Below are 26,417 nucleotides of genomic sequence, written 5' to 3'. Positions count from 1 at the left end.
GGCCCGGTGCTGACGAGGGCGCGGGGAGTCCTGGTGCTCCGCCCGGTGGATCCACCGCGTGCTTCCCACTGCGTCGACGCCTCCGCCGTCGACCGGCTGCGCCGCGGTCGTCCCTCCGGTGCCCGGGACCCGGGCTGGCGACCCGGATCCCCGACGCAGGCCGTGCGAACGGTGGGGCTGGTGCAGTCCTCCGGGGTCCGGAGCGGGGCCGCCGCCGATCGGTGTCCGGCGTGCACCGACGTGCGGTCCGTCGACGGTGAGCCCGCCTTCTCCCTCCACCGGGACGAGCTCGAGGAGGTCGAGGTCGCGGTCTCCCGGTACCTGGGCAGCTGACCGGACCGGTCCGGGACCCACGCGGGCCGCCCCGGGACAGTTCCTGAACCCCCAGGTCAGGACAGCCTCAGTTTGCTGGCGGGGTCCGCCGGGGGCTGTCACCCTGAGGTCCATGACGACGATGCAGGAACTCCCCCAGGTCCAGGACTGCTCCGTGGCCAGCTGTTCCTACAACGCGGGATCCAGCTGTCACGCCGGGGCCATCACCGTCAGCGGCGACCACGCCCACTGCGGCACCTTCGTCGAGATCTCCTTCCGGGGCGGCCTCGACCGCACCGGCATGGTGGGCGCCTGCCACCGCTCCGACTGCCGGCACAACCAGCAGCTCGAGTGCACCGCGCCGGGCGTCCGTGTCGGCCCGGGTGCCGACGCCGCGGACTGCCTGACCTACGAGGCCAGGTAGTCGAACCCGCCCACCGGCTCGAGAGACAGCGCTCCCCCGGCGGAGCGCAGCGCCCCGTCGGCGAACGACAGCGCGGCCACCGGGTCGGCGTCGTCCACGAGGACGGCGCGCCCGGGGGCGGCGACCGAACGGACGGCGCTGAGCACCGCGCGCCGGTCGGTCGACGACAGCCCGTCGGTGAGCCGGTCGACCAGCACGATCGAGGCGTCGCCGCGACGGGCCTCCTCCACCGCGGCCAGCCGCGGGCCGACGCCCTCGCCCGACGTCGGCGACAGCCGCTGGACCGGGACGGAGCCGTGCCCGGAGGCGCAGCGGCCGGTGCTCTCGTCGAGAGCGGTCATGACCTGTCGCCGGGCGTTCTCGGAGCCCATGAGCACGGTCATCTGACCGAGCGGCAGCCGCAGTCCCATCGAGCCTCCACGAATCGGGATAGGCAAGCCTAACCTGCTCTCCGCGGAGGCGTCCAGCGCCCGCCCGGTCACCCGCGGGCGCCCGCGAGGAGTCGGCATGGCACGGGTCCTCCTCGCCGGTGGCACCGGCGCCGTCGGCCGCCCGGTGCTGCCGCTGCTCGCCGCCGGCCACCAGGTCACCGCGACCACCCGCGCGCCCGAGCGGGCCGGGGCGCTGCGCGCCGCCGTCACCGCCGCCCGCCCGGACGTCGTCGTCCACCAGCTCACCGCGCTCGCCACCCCGGCGCGGGACTGCGGCTCCTGGCTGGTCGACACCAACCGGCTGCGCGCCGAGGTCACCCCCATCCTCGTCGACGCCGCCGCCGCCGTCACCGTCACCGCCGTCGAGCGCGGGGCGCCGGGGGTCTACGACGTGGTCGACGACGACCCGGCGCCGATGCGCGAGTGGGTGCCCCACCTCGCCCGGCTGCTCGGTGGCCCGGAGCCGTCGGTCGTGCCCGCCGACGTCGCCGAGCGGGAGATCGGCCCGCAGGCGGTCTACTACGGCACCCAGCTGCGCGGCGCGTCCAACGCGCGGGCCCGCCGCGAGCTCGGCATGCAGCTGCGCCACCCGAGCTGGCGGGAGGGCTTCCGCGCGGTCTTCGGCGCGGCCTGAGACGGGCGGTCAGGGGCGCAGCACGTGGCCGACGAAGGTGTCCAGCCGCCGGCGCAGCTCGGCGACCCGCTCGGGGACGACCTCCTCGGGGTCGCGCTCGCGCAGCCACGGCGGGATCTCGGTCCGGACGCGGGAGGAGCAGCCGAGGTCGGCGCAGACGTACTGGCCGACCGTGTTGCCGTTGCGGCCGGCCTCCCCGGCGCGGCGGGCGGTGAACAGCGAGACGTCCGCGCCGGTCTGCGTGGTCTGGCAGAGCAGGCACATCGCCGACGTGCGGGCGGACATCGCCGTGTCGGCGGCGCGCAGGGCGATGCCGAGCGGGCGGCCCTCCCGCCACAGGACGGCGTAGCCGCGCAGCGGGGCCCGGGCGTCCCGCCAGCCCAGGAAGTCCAGGTCCTCCCACGGCAGGTCGGACAGGCCGGCCGGCAGAGTGGCCGCCGCGGCCTCGCCGCGGGAGCAGTTGACGAACGAGCTCCGGATCTGGGGCTCGGTGAGGGGGTCCACGGTGGTCCTCCGGACGTGGGTCGTGCGCGGGCCGGCCCCCGCGGGGCGGTGCGGCGGGCCCGGTCGGGTCTCCCCCAGGGTGCGGCGCCCCGCTGCGCCGGTCGTCCTCCGCGCGTGCCGTCCTCCCCTCCTCCCCGCGGAGGACGGCGCGGCGCGGCCTCCTGCGCGCGGGCGGCTCAGGAGGTGGAGGGCCGGACGATCCCCCGCTCGTAGGCCAGCACCACGGCCTGCACGCGGTCGCGCAGGCCGAGCTTCATGAGCACGTTGCTGACGTGGGTCTTGACGGTGGTCTCGCTCAGCACGAGCTCCGCGGCGATCTCGGCGTTGGACATGCCCCTGGCCACCAGCAGCAGGACCTGGTGCTCGCGCTCGGTGAGCCCGTCCAGGGACGGCGGGTCCTGCCCGGCGGCCGGCAGCAGCCGGGCGAAGCGGTCGAGCAGGCGGCGGGTGACGCGCGGCGCGACGACGGCCTCGCCCCGGTGGACGACGCGCACGGCGTCGACGAGGTCCTCCGCGGGCACGTCCTTGAGCAGGAAGCCCGAGGCGCCGGCCCGCAGGGAGTCGACGACGTACTCGTCGAGGTCGTAGGTGGTCAGCACCAGCACGCGGGGTGGCTCGGCCAGCTCGGCCAGCCGCCGGGTCGCCTCGACGCCGTCCATGCGGGGCATGCGGATGTCCATGAGCACGACGTCGGGGCGCAGCGCCCGCACCTGGGACAGCGCGACCTCGCCGTCGCCGGCCTCGCCGACGACCTCGACGTCCGGCTCGGACTGCAGGATGAGCCGGAAGCCGGTGCGCAGCAGCGGCTGGTCGTCGACCAGCAGCACCCGGATGGTCACGCGGCACTCCTCGACGTCGGCAGGGTGGCGGTGACGGTGAACCCGCCCCCGCCGCGCGGTCCGGCGCACAGCCGCCCGCCGTAGGCCGCGACGCGCTCGGCCAGCGAGCGCAGCCCCCGGCCCTCGGACTCCCCGTCCCGCGCGCCGCGGCCGTCGTCCTCCACGGCCAGCGACAGGCTCCCGGGGCGCCAGTGCAGCACGACCGTCGCCGCGGCCCGGCCGGCGTGCTGCTGGCAGTTGCGCAGCGCCTCCTGCACGAGGCGGTAGGCGGTCAGGGCGACGCCGGGCTCGACCTCGGCCGCGGTGCCGACGGACACCAGCTCCACCGGCAGGCCGGCGGCCCGGGCCGAGGCCACCAGGTCGTCGATGTCGGCCAGGCCCGGCTGCGGCCGCAGGTCGGCGGCGTCGTCGCTCGGGCGCAGCACGCCGAGGATGCGCCGCATGTCGGCGATCGCGTCCTGCCCCGTCCGCTCCACCGTGCGCAGCAGGTCCTCGGCGGTGTCCGGGTCGCTGCGCAGCAGGCGCCGGGCGGCGGCGGTCTGCACGGTCAGCGCCGTCAGGCCGTGGGTGACCAGGTCCTGCATCTCGCGGGCGACGGCGGCCCGCTCGTCGACCTCTCCGGCCCGGCTGCGGGCCTCGCGGGCCTCCAGCAGGGCGCGGTTGCGCTCCTCCAGGCCGGCGGTGTGCTCCCGCCGCAGCCGCACAGAGCGGCCCACGCCGAAGCCGGTGCCCAGCAGCAGCCCGTTGCCGAACCAGTCCGCCAGGGAGGCCTCGAAGGGGCCGGTGACCAGGACGACGGCGGCCAGCAGGCCCGCGCCCGCGGTGGCGACGGCGCTCTGCCGCAGCGGGCGGCCGGCGGCGACCGTGTAGGTGACCAGCAGCGGGGCGAGGGTGGCCACGCTCTGCGCGTAGCCCTGCTGCACGGGCAGCAGGGAGGCGACCGAGGCCACCGCCAGGGCCGCCAGCGGCCAGCGGGTGCGGACGGCCACCGCCGCGCCGGAGAGCACGGCCAGCCCGACGCTGAGGGCGTCGGGCTCCCGGAAGTCGTAGTCGACGAACGTCGGGGCCGACCACAGCGCCAGGGTCGCGAACAGGGCGACCAGCGCGCCGAGGACGACGTCCTCCCGTGCGCCCCAGTGCCAGCGCGGGGTGCCGGGGCGGACACCGGGAGGCTGCACGCGGCCACGCTAGGCGGCGACCGCGCGCCGGCGCCTCCTCCGTGCGGACCGGATCCCCCGCCGGCCTCGTCCCCGAGGAGGAGGCCGGCCGTGTCGCGGTTTCCGTCCGGTGCTGTTCCGCTGGCTATCCTGTGCGGTCGTGGACCACCGGGGCGCCGCCGCGCCCGAGCAGCAGCAGCCGGCGGCGGCCGTCCCCGCGCCCCGCACCGGGTCGCCGGCTCCCGACCGCACCGACGGCGGGGCCGTGCTCCGCGCGCTGGGACTCGACGCGCTCGTGGACCTCCTCGAGTCCGCGAACTACGGCGTCTGCATCACCGGGGAGGACCACAGCTGGGTGTACCTGAACCCGGCGGGTGCCGCGGTGATCGGCCGACCGTTCGCCGAGCTGGCCGGTCAGGACTACCTGCAGTCCTTCGCCGAGCACGAGCGGGCCGCGCTGCTGGAGCTCGAGCACGACCAGCGGGCGGGTGACACCGGCTTCTACGCCAACACCGTCGTCCGGCCGGACGGGACCGAGGTCGGGATCACCTGGTCGGGCTCGGTGCTGCGCGTCGGCGACCGGGAGCTGGCCCCGGCGGTGTTCCACCCGACCTTCGGGCTGGGCCCGTCCGACGCCGACGCCGTCGTGCCCGGCGCGGCCGCGGCCGGCATCGCCGAGGGCGCCCCGGTCGAGGAGGTGCTGGCCAGCCTGGCCCGGGAGGCCGTCGACCGCTCGCGCGCCCTGGGCTGCCTGCTGCTCGCCGAGGCCGACGAGTCCGACGAGGGCCGGCTGCTGCTGCGCGCGTCGGCCGGCCTCCCGCCGGGGACCGCCGACGCCGTCGCCGAGGCCGGCCCGAGGACGGGCGACCTCCCGGGCGGGGAGCTGCTGACCGCCGGCCGCCTGCTGCTGCTCTCCGACGGGCGGCAGCGGCTGGAGCGCTCGTCGCCCCGGCTGGCCGAGCACCTGGCCGGGCTGTGCTGGCAGGGCGCGGCCGCCCTGCCGCTGCACCGCGGCGGGCGCACCGTGGGGTGCCTGCTGCTGCTCATGCCGGCGTCGGTGACCGCCCCGACCAAGTCGGAGCTGACGTCGTGGTCGGCGCTGGGCGCCCACGCCTCGGTCGCGCTGGCCGACGAGCAGCTGCGCGCCCAGGCCGCCGAGCTGGAACGCCGGCGCCTGGGCCGGGACCTGCACGACTCGCTGAGCGCCTCGCTGTTCTCCCTGCACGCCCGTGCCCAGGCCGTGCGGCGCGGCCTGGCGGCCGGGGACGCGGAGCTCGTCGCGGCGGCGGCCCGGGACCTGGAGGAGCTGTCCCGCCAGGCGGTCGCCGAGCTGCGGGCCACCGTCACCGGCATCCGCGGGGGGTCCCCGGACCTGACCGGCGCGCTGGGCGACCTGGCCCGCACCTGCACCGCCCGCGACGGCCTGCCCGTGCGCCTGCGGGTGGCCGCGGACCTGCCGGCGGTGGGCGCCGGGCCCACCGAGCACCTGGTGCGCATCGCCGCCGAGGCGCTGCACAACTGCGTCAAGCACGCCCGGGCCGGCAGCGCCGAGCTGGCGCTGGAGGTGCGGGGCTCGGAGCTCGTGCTCACCGTCGCCGACGACGGCCGGGGCTTCCACCCGGCGGCGCCGCGCGGCGGCGGGCACGGGCAGCGGACGATGCGGGAGCGGGCGCTGCTGTGCGGCGGGTGGCTGCACGTGGACAGCGCGCCCGGGCGGGGCACGCGGCTCGTCGTCCGCGTGCCCCTCCCGGGCTGACCCACCTCAGCAGGACCGCCTCAGCGGGACCGGCTCACGCCGTGGCGATGGCGTCGAGCACCTGCAGCCGCGCCGCCCGCCGGGCCGGCCAGACCGCGGCCACCACGCCGATGAGCGCCCCGAGGACCAGGGAGCCGGCCAGCTGAGCACCGGGGACGACCAGCTCGGTGATGCCCTGGTCGGCCAGCGCGCGGGTCAGCCCCACCCCGAGCACCAGGCCCAGGCCCAGACCCAGCACCGCCCCGTACACCGAGATGAGCACCGCCTCCAGCCGCACCGTGCGGCGCAGCTGCCTGCGGTCCATGCCGACGGCGCGCAGCAGGCCGATCTCCCGCGTCCGCTCCAGCACCGACAGCGCCAGGGTGTTGACGATCCCGAGGACGGCGATGAGGACCGACAGCACCAGCAGCGCGTTGATGAGCATCAGCACCTGGTCGACCTGCGCCTTCTGCTCACCGGCGAACTCGTCGCGGTCCTTGAGGCCGACGACCGGGTAGGCCTCGACGACCGTCTCCAGCGCCGCGCGGGCCGCCGCCACGTCGGTCCCGTCGGCGAGGACCACGTAGACGTAGCGGTCCAGGGCCGGCCCGCCGAGGGCGGCGTCGGTGTCCAGGGACAGGACCATCGAGCCGACCGCCTGGTTGGCGGCGTAGACCCCGCCGACGGTGAGCTCGGTCCGCTGCCCGCCGGCCGACTCGGCCGCGACGGTGTCGCCGACCTCCCAGCCGTGCTCGGCAGCGGTGGCCTCGTCGACCAGCAGGCCGCGCCCGGCCAGCCCGTCGCTGCCGCCGGTGAGGTACTCCAGGGTGAGCCCGCGGTCCAGGGTGGCCGCGTCGACGGCGGCGGCGAAGGTCTCCTCCCCGTCCAGTCGCACCTGGGTGAACCGCTGCTGCAGGACGGCGTCGACCTCCGGCAGCCGCCGCAGCCGGTCGGCGACCTCGGGGGTGAACGGCTGACCCACGGCGGTGGAGACGACGTAGTCGGCGAGCACCGTGTCGTCGACGAGGGCCTCGACCGAGGCGTTGGCCGACGCGCCGAGGATGCCGAAACCGGTCACCAGCGTCAGCCCGACCATCAGCGCGGACGCCGTCGCCGCGGTCCGGCGCGGGTTGCGCCGGGCGTTGTCGCGAGCCAGCCGGCCGGCCGTGCCCGCCAGCCGCGGCAGCGGCGCACCCAGCACCCGGACGACGGGCCGGGCCAGGACCGGGCTGAGCGCGACCGCGCCCAGCACCAGGGCCAGCCCGCCGACCCCGACGAACGCCGGGGCGTCACCGCTGTCGCCGGTGGCCACGCTGCCGGCCAGGGCACCGGCGGCGACGGCGACCAGCGCGACGCCGACCCCGGTCCGGCGGCGCAGCGACCGCTCCACCGCCACGTGGTCGTCGCGCATGGCGGCGACCGGCGGGGTGCGGGCCGCCCGCCGGGCGGGCACCCAGGCCGCGAGCACGGTCACGACGACGCCGACGGCGTAGGACCACACCACCGTGCCCGCCGACAGCACCAGGTCGCCGTCGAGCGTGAGCCCGAACGTGCCGAACAGCGCCCGCAGCCCGGTCGCGATGCCGAACCCGCCGGCCAGGCCGGCCGTGGCGCCGACGACACCGAGGACGACGGCCTCCAGCAGCACCGAGCGGGTGACCTGCCCCCGGCCGGCGCCGAGGGCCCGCAGCAGCGCGAGCTCCCGGGTGCGCTGTGCGACCAGCATCGAGAACGTGTTCAGGATGATGAAGCTGCCGACGAACAGGGCGATGACGGCGAAGGCGGTGAGCAGCACGGTGATGAACGACAGCCCCTCCTCGAGGGCCGCGGACTGCTCGTCGGCCTGCTGCTGCGCCGTCTGGACCGTGTAGCCGTCGCCGACCGCGGCGGCGACCCGGTCGGCGAGCTCGTCGTGGGAGACGTCCTCGGCGGCGGCCACCTGGATACCGCTGAAGCCGTCGCCGACGCCCGTCAGCTGCTGGGCGGTGGCCACGTCGAAGGCGGTGAGCGAGGCGCCGGCCAGGCCGCCGTCCTCCCCGAAGGTGAAGACGCCGACGACGGTGGCCTCGACCCGGGGACCGGGGGTCAGCAGCGTCACCCGGTCGCCGACCGCGTAGCCGGCCTCCGCGGCGCTGCCGCTGTCGAGCGCCACCTCGCCGGCGCGCTCGGGGGCCCGGCCCGCGGTCAGCTCGCCGGTGTCGAGCCCCGGCGCGCTGGTCCAGCTGATCCCGATGCCGGGCGCGCCGCCGGTGTCGAGCACCTCCCCGGCGGGGGTCAGCAGGTAGACGCCCTGGGCCTGCACGTAGCCCTCGGCGGCGGCCACGCCGTCGACGGCGCGCACCTGCCCGACCAGCGCCCCGGGCACCGACAGCGTGCCCGCGGGGCCGTCGACGCCGTCGGTGCCGCCCTCCGGGGTCACGGCGACGTCGGACGCGGTGCTCTCGAAGAGGTCGGTGAAGGTCCGGTCGAGGGTGTCGGTGAAGATCATCGTGCCGGCGACGAAGGCGACGCCGAGCACGATCGCCACCGCCGACAGAGCCAGGCGCAGCTTGTGCGCCAGGAGGCTGCGCAGGGTCGCCCGCCGCATCTCAGCCCACCTCGACGATGCGGCCTGCGGCGTCGAACGCCTTCATGCGGTCGAGGACGCGCTCCGCGGTGGGGGCGGCCATCTCGTCGACGATGCGCCCGTCGGCGAGGAAGAGGACCCGGTCGGCGTAGGAGGCGGCCGCGGGGTCGTGGGTCACCATGACGACCGTCTGGCCCATCTCGCGCACCGAGGTCCGCAGGAAGGACAGCACCGCCGCGCCGCTGCGGGAGTCGAGGTTGCCGGTGGGCTCGTCGGCGAAGACCACCTGGGGACGGCCGGCCAGGGCGCGCGCGCACGCCACCCGCTGCTGCTGCCCGCCGGACAGCTCGGCCGGCCGGTGGCCGAGCCGGGGGCGCAGGCCGACCGCGTCGACGACGTGGTCCAGCCAGGCCTGGTCGGGGGTGCGCCCGGCGATGTCCATGGGCAGCGTGATGTTCTCCAGCGCCGTCAGCGTCGGCAGCAGGTTGAACGCCTGGAAGACGAACCCGATGCGGTCGCGGCGCAGGCGGGTCAGGCCCCGGTCGTCCAGGGCCGAGAGCTCGGTGTCGCCGATCCAGGCGGAGCCGGAGGTCAGGGAGTCCAGGCCGGCCATGCAGTGCATGAGCGTGGACTTGCCCGAGCCGGACGGGCCCATGATCGCGGTGAACTCGCCGTGGTGGAAGTCGACGTCGACGGCGTCGAGCGCCGTGACCCGGGTGTCGCCGCGGCCGTAGACCCGGGTCAGGGCCCGGCCGCGGGCGGCGGGCGTGCCGGCCGCCGTGGCGGGGACGGCCGGGGACGTCTGCTGGACCGGTGTCACGGTCTGGCTCCTCGAGGTGGTCGGGTGCCGCACCTGCTGCGGCGTCCCGAGCCTGGGGGAGCCCGCGCCGGTGCGGATCGGCCTGCGGGACGGTCGCCGGAGGGGTCCTCGAGGAGGAGGGCCGGTCCCCGCTCCTCCTCGCGCAGGAGACCCGGCCGGTCCGGCGGTCCGAGGCGTCCGGCGCACCCGCGGCCGGAGCATCGGGGTCGTGCCCTCCTCCGCTCCCCGGTTGCGGCCGTTCCTGGTGCCCGCCGCCCTGCTGGTCGCGGCCGCCGTGCTGCTGGTCGTGAACGACGTGCCGGGTCCCGACCTGGCCCGCTCGGTGGTGCGGGCGGTGGCCGACCGGCCCGGCTGGGTCCACCGGGGCGTGGAGGTGGTCAGCGAGGGCGGCCTGGTCGCCCTCGCCCTGCTGCTGGCCGCGGCGGCGTGGCGCCGGCGGACCCGGGTCGAGCCGGTGGCCACGGCGCTGCTCGCCGGGGTCGCGGTGGTCGCGGCGCTCGGCGTCAGCGAGGCGCTCAAGGCGGCGGTGGCGCAGGACCGGCCCTGCCGCACGGTCCCGGGACTGACCGCGCTGGTCGAGTGCCCGCCGCCGGGCGACTGGTCGCTGCCGAGCAACCACGCCACCCTGGCCGCCGCGCTGGCCACCGCGGTCGTGCTGCTGGCACCCGCGTGGTGGCGGGTCGCCGTCCCGCCGGCCCTGCTCGTCGGCGCGTCGCGGGTGGCGCTGGGCGTCCACCTGCCGCACGACGTCGTCGACGGGCTGGTCCTCGGGTCGGCGGTCGTCCTGGTCGTCGTCGTCGCGCTGCGGTGGCCGGCCGCCCGGCTCGCCGGCGCCCTGGCAGGGTCGGCCGGGAGGTCCCCGCTGCGGCGGGCCGGGACGGGGAGGGAGCCGTGACGGGCACGACGGTCCGCCGCGCGACGACGGCGGACGCGGCGGCCGTGGGGGACGTCCTCGCCGAGGCGTTCGACGCCTACCCGTGGACCCGCTGGGCGTTCGGGGAGCACCGCAGGCGCGAGCGGCTGCGGGAGCTCTACCGGCTGCAGGCCGGGCTGGCCGGTGCCGAGACGGGCGGCACGTGGGTCGCGGAGCGGGACGGCGCCGTCGTGGCGGCCGCGTGCTGGGCGCGGCCGGACGACCCGCCGCCGTCGGAGGCGACCCGGCGGCTCCTCGCCGAGCGGGTCCCCCTGCTGCTCGGCGACCGCGCCGCCGCGCTGGAGGAGGCCGAGACCGCCGCGGCGAGGGCGCGGCCGCCGGGGCCGCACTGGTTGCTGGGCTGCGTGGGCACCCTCCCGCGGGAGCGCGGGCGGGGCACCGCCTCGCAGCTGCTCGCCCCCGGGATCCGGGCGCTCGACGCCGAGGGTGCCGCCGCGGTGCTCGAGACGTCGTCCGCGGCCAACGTGCGCCTCTACCGGCGGCTGGGCTTCGGCGTCCGGGCCGAGCTCGACCCGCCCGGCGGCGCACCGCACGTGTGGGTGATGGAGCGTCCGCCCGGGCGCGGGCAGGCGCCTCCCCGCTGAGGGCGGCCGCGGTCCGCGGCGCAGGATGGGCCGGTGCGCGCGGTGGTGAGCAGGGTGGCCTCGGCGTCGGTGACCGTCGACGGCGCCGTCGTCGGGGAGGTCGGCCGGGGCCTGCTGGCGCTGGTCGGCGTCGGCCGGGACGACGACGCCGGCCGCGCCCGCGCGCTGGCCCGGAAGGTCCACGAGCTGCGGGTGTTCCCCACCGACGACGGCGCGCGCTCGGTCGCCGACCTCGGGCTGCCGGTGCTGGTCGTCAGCCAGTTCACCCTCTACGCCGACACGCGCAAGGGCCGCCGCCCGTCGTGGGACGGCGCGGCGCCCGGCGAGGTGGCCGAGCCGCTGGTCGGCGAGGTGGTTGCAGAGCTGCGGCGGCGCGGCTGCGAGGTGGCGACGGGGGTGTTCGGCGCCCGCATGGCGGTGGCCTCGGTGAACGACGGCCCGATGACCTTGCTGCTGGAGGTCTGATCCGGCGACGGACCGGGTACGGGTGGTGACAGAAGACACGCTCTGTGCGTTGCCTGTGAAGTCGGGCCGCGCGGAACACCAGGGCCCGTCGGGACCGTTGCACGGGGCGTAACACAACGGACGACAACGGACAACAGCGGGGTCCCGCCCGGACAGCGGCGCCCCACCCCAGACGCGGACGCACCACCGCCTCCGACAGCCGGCCGGTGCATCCGAACCACAGGCAAGGACGAAGACATCCCGTGACGCTCCTGCAGTCCTCCCCCAGTGACGCCCTCGAGGTCCGCTCGCCGCGACGCGAGCCGGACACCAGTGGCCTGGTGTCGACCGACCTGGTGCGCGTGTACCTCAACACCATCGGCAAGACCGCCCTGCTGACCGCCGAGCAGGAGGTCGAGCTGGCCAAGCGCATCGAGGCCGGCCTCTACGCCGAGCGGCTGCTCGCCGAGCGGCAGCTCACCCCTGCCCTGCAGCGGGACTACAAGGCGCTGGCCGTCGACGGCAAGGCCGCCAAGCGGCACCTGCTCGAGGCCAACCTGCGGCTGGTCGTCTCGGTGGCCAAGCGCTACACCGGGCACGGCATGACGTTCCTGGACCTCATCCAGGAGGGCAACGTCGGCCTCATCCGCGCCGTCGAGAAGTTCGACTACACCAAGGGCTTCAAGTTCTCGACCTACGCGACGTGGTGGATCCGCCAGGCGATCACCCGCGCGATGGCCGACTCCGGCCGCACCATCCGGCTGCCCGTGCACCTGGCCGAGCAGGTCAACAAGGTCGTGCGGACCCGCCGGCGGGTGCACCAGGAGCTCGAGCGCGAGCCCACCGCCGAGGAGCTCGGCCTCGAGCTGGACATGACCCCCGAGCGGGTCACCGAGCTGCTCGAGTACAGCCGCGACCTGGTCAGCCTCGACCAGACCGTCGGCGCCGACGAGGAGTCCCGCCTCGGTGACTTCATCGAGGACGCCGACGCCGCGGTGGCGGAGGACGCGGTCGCCTTCCAGATGATGAAGGGCGACGTGCGCACCGTCCTGTCCACCCTGGAGGAGCGCGAGCGCGACGTCGTGGTGCTGCGCTTCGGTCTCGACGGCGGCCAGCCGCGCACGCTGGAGCAGATCGGCAAGCAGTTCGGTCTCTCCCGCGAGCGGGTGCGCCAGATCGAGCGCGAGACCATGGCCAAGCTGCGCGACCCGCAGCGCGCCGACGCCCTGCGCGACTACCTCGCCTGACACCCGGCGACGCCGAGAGCCGGCTCCCCCACGGGGAGCCGGCTCTCGGCGTTGACAGACCCGTGTCGCCGGGCCACGCTCGTCGTCAACCGTTCGGTTGAGGAGGCTGGTCGTGGCGACGACACGGGAACGCTGGCGGCACCTGGCCGACGACCTCGGGCGGCGGGTCGACGGCGTCCCCGCCGGCCGCTGGGACGACCCGGCGCCGTGCGAGGGCTGGGTCGCGCGCGACGTCGTCCGGCACCTGGTGGAGTGGATGCCCGCGCTGTACCTCCCGGCCGTGGGCCGTCCCGTGCCCGCGCTCCCCTCGGTGGACGACGACCCGGCAGCGGCCTGGCGGGCCACCGACGCCGCGATCTCGGCCCTGCTCGCCGACCCCGACCTCGCCCGACGCCCGACCAGCACCCGCGCGGGGGACGTGCCGCTCGAGGACCTGGTCGCCATGACCGGGCTGATGGACCTCCTGGTGCACACCTGGGACCTCGCCCGCGCCACCGGGCAGGACGAGTCGCTCGACCCGGAGGAGGCGGCGGCGTTCCTCGCCGGGATCGAGCCGTGGGACGCCGCGCTGCGCGGCAGCGGCCACTACGGCGCGCGCGTCCCGGTCCCCGACGACGCCGACGCCCAGACGAAGCTGCTGGCCTTCACCGGCCGCCGGCCTTGAGCAGGTCCTCCCGGGCCGATGAGTTCCGGCGCCGGCGCCGGTCTCCCCGTCGACACCGAGGAGGACGACGTGGCGCAGTTGCTGAGGGTCCAGAACTTCACCGTCTCGAGCGACGGGTACGGCGCGGGTGAGGGGCAGAGCCTCGAGCGGCCGTTCGGGCACGCCGACCCGCGGGAGCTGATGGCCTGGGCCCTCGCCACCGCGAGCTTCCCCGGGCGCAGCGAGCCGGGCGGGAGCCGCGGCCTCGACGACTACTTCACCCGGGACTTCGCGCACGGCATCGGCGCCGAGATCATGGGCCGGAACAAGTTCGGGCCCCAGCGCGGCCCCTGGCAGGACCACGAGTGGCGGGGGTGGTGGGGGGAGGAGCCGCCGTTCCACACGCCGGTGTTCGTCATGACCCACCACCTGCGGCCGTCGTTCACGCTGTCGGACACCACGTTCGCCTTCGTCGACGCCGACCCGGCCACGGTGCTGGAACAGGCCCGCGCGGCGGCCGGCGGTCTCGACCTCCGGCTCGGGGGAGGCGCCTCGGTGGTCCGGCAGTTCCTCGAGGCCGACCTCGTCGACACGCTGCACGTCGCCGTCGCGCCGGTCGAGCTCGGCGCCGGCTCCCGGCTCTGGACGTCGCCGGACGAGCTGCTCGACCGCTTCTCCCGCGAGGTCGTCCCGAGCCCGAGCGGCGTCACCCACCACCTCTACTGGAGGAGGTGACCCGCCCGGCTCAATCGCGCATGCGGCGCGGGCCCGGCTCCACGCGGGCGGTGGGCGGCCCGACCCGCACCGTCCCGCCCGCGACCACCAGCGAGCGGCCGCCGTGCCAGGGATGGGGCGGGCCGGCGATGACCGGGGACAACGTCAGGCCGAGCACCTCGGGCAGGTCGTCGGCCAGCCGGGCGACCCGCAGCAGCAGCTCCTCCAGCGCGGCGACGTCGACCCGCTCGGCCCCGCGCCACCCGTCGAGCAGCGGCCACGCCCGCGGCTCGCGCACCAGCTCGGCGGCGTCGAGGTCGGTGAGCGGCAGCGTGCGGTAGGCGCGGTCGCCGAGCAGCTCGGTGGCCACGCCCCCGAGGCCGAAGCTGACCAGCGCGCCGAACGACGGGTCGTCGACGACCTCCACGACCGTCGCCACCCCAGGGGCCGCCATCTCCTGCACGATCACCGGGTCACCGGCGGGGATCGCCTCGAAGGCGGCGCGGACGGCGTCGGCGTCGGGGAGGTCCAGCCGCACCCCGCCGAGGTCGGTGCGGTGCCGCAGCCACGGCGCGGTGGACTTGAGCACCACCGGGTAGCCGACGGCGTCGGCGGCGGCGACGGCCTCCTCGGCCGTGGTGGCCAGCCGGGTGCCGAGCAGCGGCACGCCGTAGGCGGCCAGCAGCGCCAGCGTCTCGTCGTCGGTGAGCTGCCGGCCGCCGGGCGACTCCAGCAGCGCCCCGCGCACCACCGACCGGGCGCGCTCGGCGTCGACGTCGGGCAGGTCGGGCACCGTGCCCACGGGCCGCCGCCGCCAGCGGGCGTACTCGGCCACCCGGGCCAGCGCGATGACCGCCCGCTCCGGCGAGGAGTACGACGGCACCGAGCCGCGGGCGGGCATGCCGTTCGCGTCGGTCACCGTGAGCTCGGGCGGGAAGCCCTCGGCGGAGAGGAAGGTGGCCAGCACGGGCTTGGCCGACCCGCGCGACACCTCCACCAGCGCCCGGCCGTACTCGTCGGGCGGCGTGTGCACCAGCGGCGGGAGGAACACCGCGACGACGGCGTCGGCACCGTCGTCGTCGACGGCCTCCTGCAGCGCCGCGCGGAAGGCCTCCGGGCTGCCGGTGGTGCCGATGTCGACCGGGGCCTCGTGGGCCAGCGCCAGTCCCTGGTCGAGGACGGCGTCGGCGACGAGCACACCGAGCGCGGTGGAGTTGCCGACGACGGCGACCCGGTCGCCGGCCGGCAGCGGCTGGTGGGCCAGCAGCATGCCGACCTCGAACAGCTGCGCGACGGTCTCCACCCGGATCACGCCCGCCGAGGCGAACAGCGCGGCCACCGACTGCTCGGGCACCGACACCGACGTGCCGGCCAGGCCCGGCGTGAGCCCGCCGTGCCGGCCGCTCTTGACCGCCACCACCGGCTTGGTGCGGCCGACCGTGCGGGCCAGCCGGGCGAACTTGCGCGGGTTGCCGAAGCTCTCCAGGTGCAGCAGCACGACCTCGGTGCCGGGGTCGGTGGCCCAGTACTGCAGCAGGTCGTTGCCGCTGACGTCGGCCCGGTTGCCCGCCGAGACGAAGCTCGACAGCCCGATGTCCCGCGAGCGGGCGCGCTCCAGCAGCGCCACGCCCAGCGCGCCGGACTGGGCGAAGAAGCCCACCCGCCCGCGGCCGGGCACGTGCGGCGCGAGGCTGGCGTCGAGCCGGATCGCCGGGTCGGTGTTGACCACGCCCAGGCAGTTGGGGCCGACCACCCGCATGCCCGAGGCCCGCGCCGCGGCGACCAGCCGCCGCTCGGCCTCCCGCCCCTCCGGCCCGGTCTCGCCGAACCCACCGGAGATGACCACCAGGCCGCGGACCCGCTTGCGCCGGCAGGCCTCGACCACCCCGGCGACCTCGTCGGCCGGGACGGCGACCACCGCGAGGTCGACGTCGCCGGGGATGGCCTCGATCGAGGCGTAGGCGGGCACACCGCGCACGTGCCGGGCGCCGGGGTTGACCGGGTACACCGGGCCCTCGAAGCCGTGGTCGAGCAGGTTGCGCAGGACGAGGTTGCCGATCTTGCCCTCGTCGTTGCTGGCGCCGACGACCGCGACCGACGACGGCGTGAGCAGCCGCGCGATGGACCGGGACTCGCTGCGCTGCTCGCGCTCGTAGGCGACCGCCAGGGACGTCTGGGTGGGCGCGATCGGGAAGGTCAGGTGGACGACGCCCTCGTCGTAGGTGCGCGTGGCCTGGTACCCGGCGTCGAGGAAGACCCGGACCATCCGGGCGTTCTGCGTCAGCACCTCGGCGACGAAGTTGGTGATGCCGCGCTCGCGGGCGGCGGCGGCCAGGTGCTCGAGCAGCACCGACCCGAGGCCGCGGCCCTGGTGGGCGTCCTCGACCAGGAAGGCGATCTCGGCGTCGGTGGTGCCCGGCAGGCGGTCGTAGCGGCCGACGGCGATGAGCTGGTCGCCGAGCAGGACCACGAAGGCCACTCGGTCGGAGTGGTCGACGTGGGTGAAGCGGTGCAGGTCCTTGTCGCTGAGCCGCTTCATCGGCCCGAAGAAGCGGTAGTAGCGGGTCTGGTCGGAGCTGCGCTCCATCAGGCCGACCAGCCCGTCGGCGTCCTCGGGGCAGATCGGGCGCAGGTGCACCGTGCCGCCGTCGGCGGCGACGATGTCGGCCTCCCAGTGCGCGGGAGGCCGCGGCGCCTGCTCCTCGGGCGCAGGCGGCGCGGTCCGCTGCTCAGTCACGTGGGTCGTCCGGGTCGAGGCCGAACAGCGGGTAGGACGCCCGCCGGGTGCGGGCGACGGCCCGGTCGACGCGGGACTCGGTGAACGGGTCCCACGCGGCGAAGCCGGTGTAGCCGCCCTCGGTCATGTGCGTCGGCGGCCGGGCGCGCAGCCCGCGGGCGACGACGTCGTCGCGCCAGGACTGCGGGATCGCCGTCACCGGGTCCAGCGGCGCGCCCGCCGCCTCCGCCAGCAGGTGCGTCCAGGCCCGCGGCACGCAGCGCACCAGGCCGTAGCCGCCGCCGCCGAGGGCGATCCATCGGCCGTCGCACAGCTCGTGCGCCAGCTCGTGCACCGCGCGGTAGCTGGCCCGCTGGCCGTCGATGGTGAGCGCGAGGTCGGCGAGGGGGTCCTCGTGGTGGGCGTCGCAGCCGCACTGGGTGACCAGCACCTGCGGCGCGAAGGCCCGCAGCACGCCGGGGACGACGGCGTGGAAGGCGCGCAGCCAGCCGGGGTCGTCGGTGCCGTTGGGCAGGGCCACGTTGACGGCGCTGCCGTGCGCCTTCTCCGGGTCGCCGGTCTCCTCCGGGTAGCCGGTCCCGGGGAAGAGGGTCAGCGGGGTCTGGTGGATGCTCACGGTGAGCACCCGCGGGTCGTCGTAGAAGGCGGCCTGCACGCCGTCGCCGTGGTGGACGTCGAGGTCGACGTAGGCGATCCGCTCCAGGCCCTGACCGAGCAGCCAGGCGATCGCGATCGCGGCGTCGTTGAACACGCAGAAGCCCGACGCCCGGTCGCGCATGGCGTGGTGCAGCCCGCCGGAGATGTTCACCGCGTGCTGCGCGCGGCCGGAGTGCACCAGCTCGGCGGCCTGCACGCTGCCGCCGGTGATGAGCGCGGCGGCCTCGTACATGCCCTCGAACACCGGGTTGTCGGCGGTGCCCAGGCCGTAGCGCTCGTCGGGGTCGGTGGGGGCGCGCCGCACCGCCTCCAGGTAGGCCTCGTCGTGCACCAGCGTCAGCAGGTCGGTGCCGGCGGGCGCGGGCCGCACGACGTCGACCCGGTCCGACGCCAGGACGCCGAGGGCGTCGGCCAGGCGCATGGTCAGGTCCAGCCGCACGGGGTGCAGCGGGTGGTCACCGCCCAGCGTGTAGCCGAGCAGCGCGTCGTCCCAGACGACGGCCACCGAGTCGCTCACGGGGCCCTCCTGTCCGCGTCGGGACCCTCCCGCCGGGCCGTCGTCGTCCCGGGGTCGTCCCTGGCCGGGACGCTACCGCCGGTGCCCGGCGGGCGCCCTCCCCCCGGCTCCCGGTCCCGGCCCGGACCTGCGCCGCCACCCCGCGCGGTCCCCCGCGGCGGCCGGGCCCGGTCGCTGGTGGCCCGTAGGATCGGGGGCGACACGGAGGAGTGCCAGTGAACGACCTCATCGACACCACGGAGATGTACCTCCGCACGATCTTCGAGCTGGAGGAGGAGGGCATCGTCCCGCTCCGGGCCCGGATCGCCGAGCGGCTGCACCAGAGCGGTCCCACCGTCAGCCAGACCGTCGCCCGCATGGAGCGCGACGGGCTGCTGACCGTCGAGGGCGACCGGCACCTGCAACTGTCGGAGTCCGGCCGTGCGCTGGCCACCGCGGTCATGCGCAAGCACCGGCTCGCCGAGTGCCTGCTCGTCGACGTCATCGGCCTGGAGTACGCCGACGTCCACGAGGAGGCCTGCCGCTGGGAACACGTCATGAGCGAGGCGGTGGAGCGCAAGCTGCTGACGCTGCTCGGCAACCCGACGGTCTCCCCGTTCGGCAACCCGATCCCCGGCCTGGACGCCCTCGGCGGGGAGACCTCGGCGGTGCTCGACTCCCTCACCCTGCTGTCCACCACGGCCACCGCCGAGGGCCGCCGGGTGACGATCCGGCGGATCAGCGAGCAGCTGCAGGAGAACGGTGAGCTGCTGCGCCAGCTCGCCGAGCAGGGGGTGCGCCCGGGCGCGACCGTGGTGGCCCGGTCGACGAACGGCACCGTGACCGTCGACGACCACCCGCTGCCGGCCGGCGTGGCCCAGCACCTGTTCGTCGCCGCGGTCGACGAGGAGCTGACCCCGGCGGAGGCCGCCGCCCAGCTCTGACGGCGGGGCCTGCGGCAGGCCCTCCTCGCACGTCACCGGCGCCCGGTGCCCGCTCCCGCGGGTGCCGGGCGCCGCTCGTTACGGTGGGCGGCGTCTGCGCCACGACCCAGCGTCCGCGCCCACCCGCGAGGAGTCCCGGTGAGCCAGCCCGACCACCCCACCGACAGCCCTGCGGACGCTCCCCCGGCGTCGCCGTTCGAGCGGCCGGCCGACGTCGCCGCGATCCCGCGGGTGAGCGGTCTGGCCCTGTCGGCAGACGGCACCCGGCTGGCGGTCGCGGTGCAGACGCTGAACGGCGAGGGCACGAAGTGGCAGTCGGCGCTGTGGGAGGTCGACCCCGCTGGGCAGCGACCGCCGCGGCGGCTGACCCGCAGCGCCCCCGGCGAGTCCGCGCCGGCCTTCGGCCCCGACGGGACCCTGCTGTTCGTCTCCGCCCGCCCCGACCCCGCGGCCGGCAAGGACGCCGGTGACCCGAAACCGGCGCTGTGGGCACTGCCCCCCGGCGGCGGGGAGGCGCGCCCGGTCGTCACCCGCCCCGGCGGCGTGGCCGGCTTCGCGGTGGCCGCCGACAGCGGCGACGTCGTCGTGGTGGCCGCCACCCACCCCGGCGCAGGCGATGCCGCCGACGACGAGGCCCGGCGCAAGGCGCGCAGCGACGCGGGGGTGTCGGCGATCCTGCACGAGGCCTATCCGGTGCGGTACTGGGACGCCGACCTCGGCCCCGCCGTGCCGCACCTGTTCTGGGCCGGAGCCCTCCCGGCCGAGGACGCGGCGGGCGGGGTGCCCGAGCCGGTCGAGCTGCGTGACCTGACCCCCGACGCCGGCCCCCCCATCGGGGCCGGCGAGTCGGTGACCCTCTCCCCCGACGGCCGCCTCGCGCTGCGGGAGGAGCAGGTGCCCGACGGGCCGGCCGGCCGGCGCACCCGGCTGCTGCTGGTGGAGACGGCGACCGGGGACAGCCGGGTGCTGGTCGACGACCCGCTGGCCGACGTCCACTCCGCCGCCTTCTCCCCCGACGGCGCCGCGGTCGTCTGCGTGCGCGAGACCATGACCACCTACGCCGAGCCGCCGGACTACACGCTGCTGCTGGTCGACGTCGACTCCGCCGAGGCCCGGGAGCTGACCGCCGGCTTCGACCGCTGGCCCAGCGCCCCGCAGTTCGCCGCGGACGGCACGGCGGTGTACTTCCTCGCCGACGACGACGGCCGGCACGCGCTGTTCCGGGTGGAGGTGGCCGGCGGCGAGCCGGTGCGGCTGACCGCCGACGGCGCCCACAGCGACCTGCAGGTGGCCCGCGACGGCAGCGCCCTCTACGCCCTGCGCTCGGCCTACGACGAGCCGCCCGTCCCGGTGCGGCTGGACCCGCGGGCGACCGGCCAGCACCCCGAGCCGCTGCCCGCACCGGGGGCGGTCGGCCGGCTGCCCGGGACGTTGACGGAGGTCCGCGCCACCGCCGCCGACGGCGCGCAGGTGCAGTCCTGGCTGGTGCTGCCCGAGGGCGCCTCCGCGGAGAACCCGGCGCCGCTGGTGCTGTGGATCCACGGCGGCCCCCTGATGAGCTGGAACTCCTGGTCGTGGCGCTGGTGCCCGTGGGTGCTGGCCGCCCGGGGGTACGCCGTGCTCCTGCCCAACCCGGCGCTGTCGCAGGGCTTCGGCCAGGACTTCGTGCGGCGCGGCTGGGGCGAGTGGGGCGGAGCGCCCTACACCGACCTGATGGCCGCGGTGGACGCCGCCCTGGAGCGGCCCGACCTCGACCCGGAGCGCACCGCCGCGATGGGCGGCTCGTTCGGCGGCTACATGGCAAACTGGGTGGCCACCCAGACCGACCGCTTCAAGGCGATCGTCACCCACGCCAGCCTGTGGGACCTCGACAGCTTCGTGGGCACCACGGACGCGGCCTACTACTGGGAGAAGGAGTGGGGCGACCCGCTCGCCACCCCGAAGCGCTACGAGCAGAACTCGCCGCACCGCTTCGCCGACGCCATCCGCACGCCGGTGCTGGTCATCCACGGCGACAAGGACTACCGCGTGCCGATCGGCGAGGGGCTGCGGCTCTTCTACGACCTGCAGAAGCGGGGCGTGCCCTCGCGGTTCCTCTACTTCCCGGACGAGAACCACTGGGTGCTCACCCCCGGCAACTCGACGGTCTGGTACGAGACGGTGCTCGCCTTCCTGGCCGAGCACGTGCTCGGCCAGGAGTGGCAGCGCCCCGCCCTGGTCTGAGGAAGGACCTCCTCGCCCCCACCGCTCGCGAGCTCGCGGCGGGGCCCTGCGAGGAGGCCGTTGCAGCACCTCACGTGGCGCCGGCGCCTGCCTCACCCGGCGGCCGAGCGCGGGTCGGGCGCGAGGGTCTCGCTGATCAGGGCGCGCAGCCGCGCGGGCGGCAGGCAGGCGGCCAGGCCGTCGGCCAGCAGCTGCGGCAGCGGCGCGTCGGGGTCGGCGGCCAGCGCCCGGTCGAGCGCGACGTTGGCCGTGGCGCCGTCCCCGCGCAGCCACGCGCTGACCGCCAGCAGCGTCGCGGGTGGCCCGTCGAGCGGTACGGGCGCGCGGCGGGTGCACTCGGTCCACAGCACCTCCGCGGCCGGGGCGTCGTCGCCGAGCGCCAGGCCCAGCGCCCGGTCGCGCACCTCGGAGAGGGTCAGCGCCCACAGCACCTCGGCGACCCGGGTGTCGGGCAGCCGCGCCCCGGCGGTGGCCGGTCCCGGCCGGCAGGCGGCCGCGGCGTCGACGACCAGGGTGGTCGCCTCGGCGGCGACGGCGGCCCGCCCGCGGGCGCGCAGCCGGCCGGCGTGCACCCGCCCGGCGGACAGGCACGCCTCGGCCATCGCCGCCGCGGCCGGCCCGTCCGGCGGCGCGATGCGGGCGGCCAGCGCCGCGCGGTCGGGCGCGAGCACCGCACCGCCGGCCGCCGCCGCCGCGGCCAGCGGGCTGGCCCCCTCGGGGACGGGCGTGCCGGCGCCGGGCTCGCAGCAGGCGTACGGGCAGTCGTAGTCCCACCACCGGCCCCCGCGGACCAGCAGCGCCTCGCGGACGGGCACGTCGTGCGCGTCCAGGGCCAGCACCACCTCGTGCACGACGTCGCGGTGCGGCAGCTCCGGCCACGCCTCGACGGCGCCGGACCCGACCGGGAGCACCGGCGGGAGCTCGCGGTCGGGGGTCTCGGAGACCACCGCGAGGAGCACGGCGTCCGGCTCGTCGGTGACGACCCGGGCGGCGAGGGCGCGAGCCAGCGCGGCGGCCGAGCCCGGCGGCGGGAGGTCGGCGCGCACGGTCAGGCCGACCCGGCTGCCGCCGGGTCCGCGCAGGCTGACCAGCACCACCGACTCGGCCGGCCGGAAGCCGAGCAGGTGCGGCAGGGCGGCGGCGACCTCGCCGGTGTCGCCGAGCCGGATGACGGGGATCGGGGGTCTGTCCACGCCGTCGACCCTGCGGTCGCGCACGGTGCGGGAGGCTCCCCGGCGACGGCCTGTGGACCGGGCCGCCCCTGTGGACGGCCGGGTCGCGGAGTGTCAGTGGGCCGCGGCCTCCGCCGGGGGCACCCGGTCGCGCCGCGCGTTCCACGGCAGCCGGCGGAGCTCCTCGGCGAGCGCGCGGACCCCCGACTCGCCGAAGCGACGGGCCCAGTGGGTCAGCCAGTCCTCCTGGTCGAGGAAGAACTTCCAGTCGCCGACCACCCCGTGCCGCACGAACAGGAAGGGCACGGGTGACTGGAACGGGCGGAAGCCGTCGTTGTAGATCGCCGTCGAACGGTTGCCCTCGTAGAACGGCCCGAAGACGATCCCGTCCTCGACGTAGGACGGCACGGCGATCTGCTGCAGGACCTCACCGAAGACGCCCTCCGCACGCTCCGCGGGCAGGTCCGGGAAGACGACGACCACCACGTCGTACGTGTCGTCGTCCGCCGCGGCCTCGAGCAGCCGGCGCTTGTGGTCCTCCACCACCTCGACGACGCGCGGCGCGCCCCCGTCGCCGACCTGCTCGGCGGCGAGCCACAGCCGCTGCCGTGCCACGGACGTGGGCACGAAGGGGCAGACGGGCCCGGGGCGGCCGAGCTCCTCGTGCGGCTCGACGACGAAGGTCCTGATCCAGTCGGCGACGGCGCGCAGCGCGTCGCGGTCGCGGTCGGTCAGGCCGCCGGTCCGCCCGTCGGTGGCGAGGTCCTCGAGGAGGAAGAGGTCAGTGGTCCGTGTCGTCATCGGGACCTCCGGGGAGGAGCGGACACCGGTCCTGGCGCCCCGGAGCGTGCCCGCCCCCGCCGGGGGTCGCGCCCGTCATGAGCCCTGGTCCGCTCCCCGGGCCGGTGACGGTCACCGGGGCGCGTCGGCCACCGGACGACCACCGGACCGCGTCCTCCCTCACCGCAGGGCGTCCTCCCTCACGGTGGGCCGTCGGGGAGGACGCCCCACGATCAGGTCACCTGATCGTGGCCGGACCCGCCCGACCGGCTCAGTCGAGGGCGGCGGCCTGGGTCTCGTGGGCCCGCGCGAGCAGGTCGGTGAAGGCCGTGGGGTCCAGCCGCCCGCCGGAGGTGTCGGTGGTGAGCAGCACGAGGACCCGCTCGCCGTCCTGCACCATCCCCACCAGCGCCGGCACGGTCACCTGCTGCCCGTCGGGCCCGGTCGCGGTGGTGCTGAACGTGACGCCGGCCGAGCCGTCGCCGAGCTCGGGCACGGCGAGCTCGTCGAAGGCGATGGTCACCGTGCCGGCCTGCGGGGAGGTCACCTGCACCGAGCGGCACGCGTCGAGCTGCTGCCCGAAACCGGCCAGCGCGTCCTCGGCGGGGCCGCCGGAGGCCAGCGCCTGCACGGTGGTGACCGTCCCGAGGACGGCGACCTGGGCGGCGACGTCGTCGTACTCGTCGAACGACGGCTGGGTCCCCTGCACCGCGGGCCCGCACTCCGGCGGGGTCACCTCGACGCCCTCCGCGGCGCTGCCGGCGGCCGCCGCGCCCTGCGCCAGCTGGGCCTCGGTCAGCGGGGTGACCTGCGCGCCCGCCCCGAAGGCGTCGGCGGGCAGCAGCCCCGGCGCGAGGTCGGTGCCGGAGGCGGGCGACGACGAGGACGAGGACGACGACGCGGGCGAGGCCGTGCCCTCGACGTCGCCACCGCCGCACCCGGCGAGCAGGAGGGCGGCCGCCAGGCCGGCGGCGGTGCGCAGACGACGGCGGGCGCTCATGCCCGGACGGTAACCGCGGCGCGACGCCGGCGCGGGCCGGTCACCCCGATCGGGTCACGGCTCGTACTGCACGGCGCTGCGCGCGGCGAGGTACGGGCGGACGTGCTCGGCGATCACCGCGAGGTGCACCGGGTCGGTGGCGTAGCGGCGGAACGCCTCGGCGTCGGCGAAGTCGGCGACCAGGACCGTGTGCGCGTTGCCCTCGACGAGGCCGGCGTCGGGGGCGACGGTGAAGGCCAGCGTCCCCGGGACCTGCTCGGGCAGCCGGCGCAGCGCGGCGACGGTCTCGGCCCGGCGGGCCTCGTCGGCGTCGTCGGACCAGGTGAAGTGCACGACGTGTCGGATCACGCCGGTCACCCTGTCAGGCGGGCGGACCGCGGGGGGTCGGTAGTGTCCGGCGCATGGGACGACGGCTGCGGATCGCACTGCTGTCGTACCGGAGCAAGCCGCACAGCGGCGGGCAGGGCGTCTACGTGCGGGCGCTGTCGCGGGAGCTGACCGCCCTCGGCCACGCCGTCGAGGTGTTCAGCGGCCAGCCCTACCCCGAGCTCGACGACGGCGTCCCGCTCACCCGGGTGCCCAGCCTCGATCTGTACCGGGAGCCCGACCCGTTCCGCATGCCGCGGCCCGCGGAGTTCCGCGACTGGATCGACGTCGCGGAGTGGGCCGCGATGTGCACCGCCGGCTTCCCCGAGCCGCTCACCTTCACGCTGCGCGCGGCCCGGCTGCTGCTGCCCCGCGCCGCGGAGTTCGACGTCGTGCACGACAACCAGAGCCTGGGCTACGGGCTGCTGCGGCTGGTCCGCGCGGGGATCCCCACCGTGGCCACCGTGCACCACCCGGTCGCCATCGACCGGCAGCTCGACCTCGCCGCCGCGCCCACCCTGCGCCGCCGGCTGACGCTGCACCGCTGGTACGGGTTCACCGCGATGCAGGCCCGCGTCGCCCCGCGCCTGGACGCGGTCACCACCGTGTCGGAGAGCTCGCGGCGCGACATCGAGACCCACCTGCGGGTGCCCGCCGCCGGCGTCGAGGTCGTCCCGGTCGGCATCGACCCCGACGTGTTCACCCCGCCGCCGGCCGGCCGCCCGCGCGAGGCCGACTCGATCGTGGTCACCACCAGCGCCGACGTGCCGCTCAAGGGCCTGGTGCACCTGCTCGAGGCGGTGGCCAAGCTGCGCACCGAGCGGCCGGTGCGGCTGACCGTCGTCGGCACCGCCCGTCCCGGCGGGCCGGCCCAGTCGGCGCTGGACCGCCTCGGCCTGCGCGACGCCGTCCGGTTCACCGGCCCGCTGCCCGAGGCCGACCTCGTGCGGCTGCTGCAGTCGGCGGCCGTGGCCGCCATCCCCTCCCTCTACGAGGGCTTCTCGCTGCCGGCGGTGGAGGCCATGGCCTGCGGCACCCCGCTGGTGACCACCGACGCCGGCGCGCTGCCCGAGGTCGTGGGCACCCAGGCGGGCCTCCGGGTGCGGGCCGGCGACGTCGACGAGCTCACCGCCGCGCTGCGGATGGTGCTCGAGCAGCCCTCGCTGCAGGACCAGCTCGGCCGCGCCGGCCGTCGCCGGGTGCTGGCCTCCTACACCTGGCGGTCGACCGCCGAGCGCACCGCCGACTGGTACACCCGCGTGCTGGAGGAGAAGGGGCGCCCGTGCTGACGGTCGACTACGACCTGCTCGACCTGCGGCCCGGCGCCACCGTCCTCGACCTCGGCTGCGGCGAGGGCCGGCACGCCTTCGAGGCCTACCGCCGCGGCGCGCACGTGGTCGCCGTCGACCACGGCGCGTCCGAGGTGGCGACGACGAGACAGTGGCTGGGCGCGATCGCCGAGGCCGGCGAGGCGCCGGCGGGCGCCCGCTACGAGGTGGTCCGCGGCGACCTGCTGCACCTGCCCTTCCCCGACGCCAGCGTCGACCGGGTCATCGCCTCGGAGGTGCTCGAGCACATCCCCGACGACGCCCGCGCCATGGCCGAGATCGTGCGGGTGCTCAAGCCCGGCGGGCGGGTCGCCGTCACCGTGCCCCGGTACGGCCCCGAGCGGGTCTGCTGGGCGCTGTCGGACGCCTACCACGCCAACGAGGGCGGGCACGTGCGCATCTATCGCGGCGACGCGCTGCGGGCCCGGCTGCGGGTCGCCGGCCTCGTGCCCGGGCGCAGCCACCACGCGCACGCGCTGCACGCGCCCTACTGGTGGCTCAAGTGCGCGGTCGGCGTGGAGCGCGACGCCGCCGTCGTGCGGGCCTACCACCGGCTGCTGGTCTGGGACCTCACCCAGCGGCCGCTGGTCACCCGGCTGGCCGAGCGGGTGCTCGACCCGCTGATCGGCAAGAGCCTGGTCGTCTACGCGGACAAGCCGGTGGTCCCCGTCGGCGCCCTGCCGGAGCGGGAGAAGACCGCTGCCGCCCGCTGAGCCCCCCGCGCTG

At 76.7% G+C, this 26,417-nt stretch carries 25 protein-coding genes; 13 read left to right on the top strand and 12 right to left on the bottom strand.

Annotated elements, in window-relative coordinates; genetic code table 11:
* Nucleotides 1–445 precede the first annotated feature (445 nt).
* Nucleotides 446–736 carry a DUF1540 domain-containing protein gene (locus ACI8AD_RS11035; protein ID WP_456870565.1) on the top strand — a complete coding sequence of 97 codons (291 nt, stop codon included), beginning with the start codon at nt 446–448 and terminating at the stop codon, nt 734–736.
* Here ACI8AD_RS11035 and ACI8AD_RS11030 read toward each other — a convergent pair.
* Complete coding sequence (locus ACI8AD_RS11030) at nt 721–1,146, bottom strand: hypothetical protein (protein ID WP_456870564.1); 426 nt, start codon at nt 1,144–1,146, stop codon at nt 721–723. The genes ACI8AD_RS11035 and ACI8AD_RS11030 overlap by 16 nt on opposite strands.
* A 97-nt stretch (nt 1,147–1,243) precedes the next feature.
* Here ACI8AD_RS11030 and ACI8AD_RS11025 point away from each other — a divergent pair, with 97 nt between their 5' ends.
* Nucleotides 1,244–1,801 (top strand): hypothetical protein, encoded by a 558-nt coding sequence (locus ACI8AD_RS11025; protein WP_456870563.1) that lies wholly within the window; start codon nt 1,244–1,246, stop codon nt 1,799–1,801.
* Nucleotides 1,802–1,810: 9 nt separating this feature from the next.
* Here ACI8AD_RS11025 and ACI8AD_RS11020 read toward each other — a convergent pair whose 3' ends face one another.
* The 3 genes from ACI8AD_RS11020 to ACI8AD_RS11010 form a co-directional block, all read right to left on the bottom strand.
* A complete protein-coding gene (locus ACI8AD_RS11020; RefSeq protein ID WP_456870562.1) occupies nt 1,811–2,305 on the bottom strand; it encodes an FBP domain-containing protein in 495 nt (164 codons plus the stop codon).
* Between the two features lie 176 nt (nt 2,306–2,481).
* Nucleotides 2,482–3,144, bottom strand: coding sequence for a response regulator (locus tag ACI8AD_RS11015; protein ID WP_456870561.1), 663 nt, complete (start codon nt 3,142–3,144; stop codon nt 2,482–2,484).
* Complete coding sequence (locus ACI8AD_RS11010; RefSeq protein ID WP_456870560.1) at nt 3,141–4,322, bottom strand: sensor histidine kinase; 1,182 nt, start codon at nt 4,320–4,322, stop codon at nt 3,141–3,143. The genes ACI8AD_RS11015 and ACI8AD_RS11010 overlap by 4 nt, the downstream gene beginning before the upstream one ends.
* 139 nt (nt 4,323–4,461) lie before the next feature.
* Between ACI8AD_RS11010 and ACI8AD_RS11005 the strand changes: the two genes are divergently transcribed.
* On the top strand, nt 4,462–6,057 hold the full coding sequence (locus ACI8AD_RS11005; RefSeq protein WP_456870559.1) for a sensor histidine kinase: 1,596 nt from the start codon (nt 4,462–4,464) through the stop codon (nt 6,055–6,057).
* A 34-nt stretch (nt 6,058–6,091) separates the two neighbouring features.
* On the opposite strand, the gene ACI8AD_RS11000 is transcribed toward ACI8AD_RS11005, so the two are convergent.
* Together ACI8AD_RS11000 and ACI8AD_RS10995 are read right to left on the bottom strand one after the other, a co-directional pair.
* Nucleotides 6,092–8,623, bottom strand: coding sequence for an ABC transporter permease (locus ACI8AD_RS11000; RefSeq protein WP_456870558.1), 2,532 nt, complete (start codon nt 8,621–8,623; stop codon nt 6,092–6,094).
* Nucleotide 8,624: 1 nt separating this feature from the next.
* A complete protein-coding gene (locus ACI8AD_RS10995; RefSeq protein WP_456870557.1) occupies nt 8,625–9,422 on the bottom strand; it encodes an ABC transporter ATP-binding protein in 798 nt (265 codons plus the stop codon).
* Between the two features lie 208 nt (nt 9,423–9,630).
* On the opposite strand from ACI8AD_RS10995, the gene ACI8AD_RS10990 reads away from it, so the two are divergent.
* The 6 genes from ACI8AD_RS10990 to ACI8AD_RS10965 all read left to right on the top strand — a co-directional run bounded on the left by ACI8AD_RS10990 (nt 9,631) and on the right by ACI8AD_RS10965 (nt 14,009).
* Nucleotides 9,631–10,317 carry a phosphatase PAP2 family protein gene (locus tag ACI8AD_RS10990; RefSeq protein WP_456870556.1) on the top strand — a complete coding sequence of 229 codons (687 nt, stop codon included), beginning with the start codon at nt 9,631–9,633 and terminating at the stop codon, nt 10,315–10,317.
* Nucleotides 10,314–10,940: a GNAT family N-acetyltransferase gene (locus tag ACI8AD_RS10985; protein ID WP_456870555.1), complete on the top strand. Its 627-nt coding sequence runs from the start codon at nt 10,314–10,316 to the stop codon at nt 10,938–10,940. Before ACI8AD_RS10990 ends, ACI8AD_RS10985 begins: the two co-directional genes overlap by 4 nt.
* Before the next feature lie 33 nt (nt 10,941–10,973).
* Entirely contained in the window at nt 10,974–11,405 is a 432-nt protein-coding gene (dtd, locus tag ACI8AD_RS10980) for a D-aminoacyl-tRNA deacylase (RefSeq protein WP_456870554.1), read from the top strand.
* Nucleotides 11,406–11,647: 242 nt separating this feature from the next.
* The gene (gene sigB / locus ACI8AD_RS10975) at nt 11,648–12,631 is read left to right on the top strand and encodes an RNA polymerase sigma factor SigB (RefSeq protein ID WP_089404146.1); all 984 of its coding nucleotides are present in this window, start codon (nt 11,648–11,650) and stop codon (nt 12,629–12,631) included.
* Nucleotides 12,632–12,743: 112 nt separating this feature from the next.
* Nucleotides 12,744–13,295 (top strand): TIGR03086 family metal-binding protein, encoded by a 552-nt coding sequence (locus ACI8AD_RS10970; RefSeq protein ID WP_456870553.1) that lies wholly within the window; start codon nt 12,744–12,746, stop codon nt 13,293–13,295.
* 69 nt (nt 13,296–13,364) lie between these two features.
* The gene (locus tag ACI8AD_RS10965; protein WP_456870552.1) at nt 13,365–14,009 is read left to right on the top strand and encodes a dihydrofolate reductase family protein; all 645 of its coding nucleotides are present in this window, start codon (nt 13,365–13,367) and stop codon (nt 14,007–14,009) included.
* 10 nt (nt 14,010–14,019) lie between these two features.
* Here ACI8AD_RS10965 and ACI8AD_RS10960 read toward each other — a convergent pair whose 3' ends face one another.
* The gene (locus tag ACI8AD_RS10960; RefSeq protein ID WP_456870551.1) at nt 14,020–16,725 is read right to left on the bottom strand and encodes a bifunctional acetate--CoA ligase family protein/GNAT family N-acetyltransferase; all 2,706 of its coding nucleotides are present in this window, start codon (nt 16,723–16,725) and stop codon (nt 14,020–14,022) included.
* Complete coding sequence (locus tag ACI8AD_RS10955; protein WP_456870550.1) at nt 16,718–17,899, bottom strand: acetoin utilization protein AcuC; 1,182 nt, start codon at nt 17,897–17,899, stop codon at nt 16,718–16,720. The genes ACI8AD_RS10960 and ACI8AD_RS10955 overlap by 8 nt, the downstream gene beginning before the upstream one ends.
* A gap of 215 nt (nt 17,900–18,114) precedes the next feature.
* Here ACI8AD_RS10955 and ACI8AD_RS10950 point away from each other — a divergent pair, with 215 nt between their 5' ends.
* Nucleotides 18,115–18,822 carry a metal-dependent transcriptional regulator gene (locus ACI8AD_RS10950; RefSeq protein WP_089404149.1) on the top strand — a complete coding sequence of 236 codons (708 nt, stop codon included), beginning with the start codon at nt 18,115–18,117 and terminating at the stop codon, nt 18,820–18,822.
* A 138-nt stretch (nt 18,823–18,960) separates the two neighbouring features.
* Complete coding sequence (locus ACI8AD_RS10945; protein WP_456870549.1) at nt 18,961–21,045, top strand: S9 family peptidase; 2,085 nt, start codon at nt 18,961–18,963, stop codon at nt 21,043–21,045.
* A 92-nt stretch (nt 21,046–21,137) separates the two neighbouring features.
* Here ACI8AD_RS10945 and ACI8AD_RS10940 read toward each other — a convergent pair whose 3' ends face one another.
* From ACI8AD_RS10940 to ACI8AD_RS10925, 4 genes are all read right to left on the bottom strand, one after another.
* Nucleotides 21,138–22,238 (bottom strand): DUF4192 domain-containing protein, encoded by a 1,101-nt coding sequence (locus ACI8AD_RS10940; protein ID WP_456870548.1) that lies wholly within the window; start codon nt 22,236–22,238, stop codon nt 21,138–21,140.
* A gap of 93 nt (nt 22,239–22,331) precedes the next feature.
* Entirely contained in the window at nt 22,332–23,018 is a 687-nt protein-coding gene (locus tag ACI8AD_RS10935) for a DUF6875 domain-containing protein (protein WP_456870547.1), read from the bottom strand.
* A gap of 250 nt (nt 23,019–23,268) precedes the next feature.
* A complete protein-coding gene (locus tag ACI8AD_RS10930) occupies nt 23,269–23,997 on the bottom strand; it encodes a hypothetical protein (RefSeq protein ID WP_456870546.1) in 729 nt (242 codons plus the stop codon).
* 54 nt (nt 23,998–24,051) lie between these two features.
* Nucleotides 24,052–24,345: a Dabb family protein gene (locus tag ACI8AD_RS10925; protein WP_089404395.1), complete on the bottom strand. Its 294-nt coding sequence runs from the start codon at nt 24,343–24,345 to the stop codon at nt 24,052–24,054.
* Nucleotides 24,346–24,398: 53 nt separating this feature from the next.
* On the opposite strand from ACI8AD_RS10925, the gene ACI8AD_RS10920 reads away from it, so the two are divergent.
* Nucleotides 24,399–25,652, top strand: a complete 1,254-nt coding sequence (locus tag ACI8AD_RS10920) for a glycosyltransferase family 4 protein (RefSeq protein ID WP_456870545.1) — start codon at nt 24,399–24,401, stop codon at nt 25,650–25,652.
* Nucleotides 25,646–26,404 carry a methyltransferase domain-containing protein gene (locus tag ACI8AD_RS10915; protein ID WP_456870544.1) on the top strand — a complete coding sequence of 253 codons (759 nt, stop codon included), beginning with the start codon at nt 25,646–25,648 and terminating at the stop codon, nt 26,402–26,404. The genes ACI8AD_RS10920 and ACI8AD_RS10915 overlap by 7 nt, the downstream gene beginning before the upstream one ends.
* The last annotated feature ends 13 nt before the right edge of the window (nt 26,405–26,417 follow it).

This window comes from Geodermatophilus sp. SYSU D00766, from assembly GCF_054049915.1.
The sequence above is the reverse complement of the archived record's forward strand: the minus strand, read 5'-3'. Positions and strand labels throughout refer to the sequence as shown.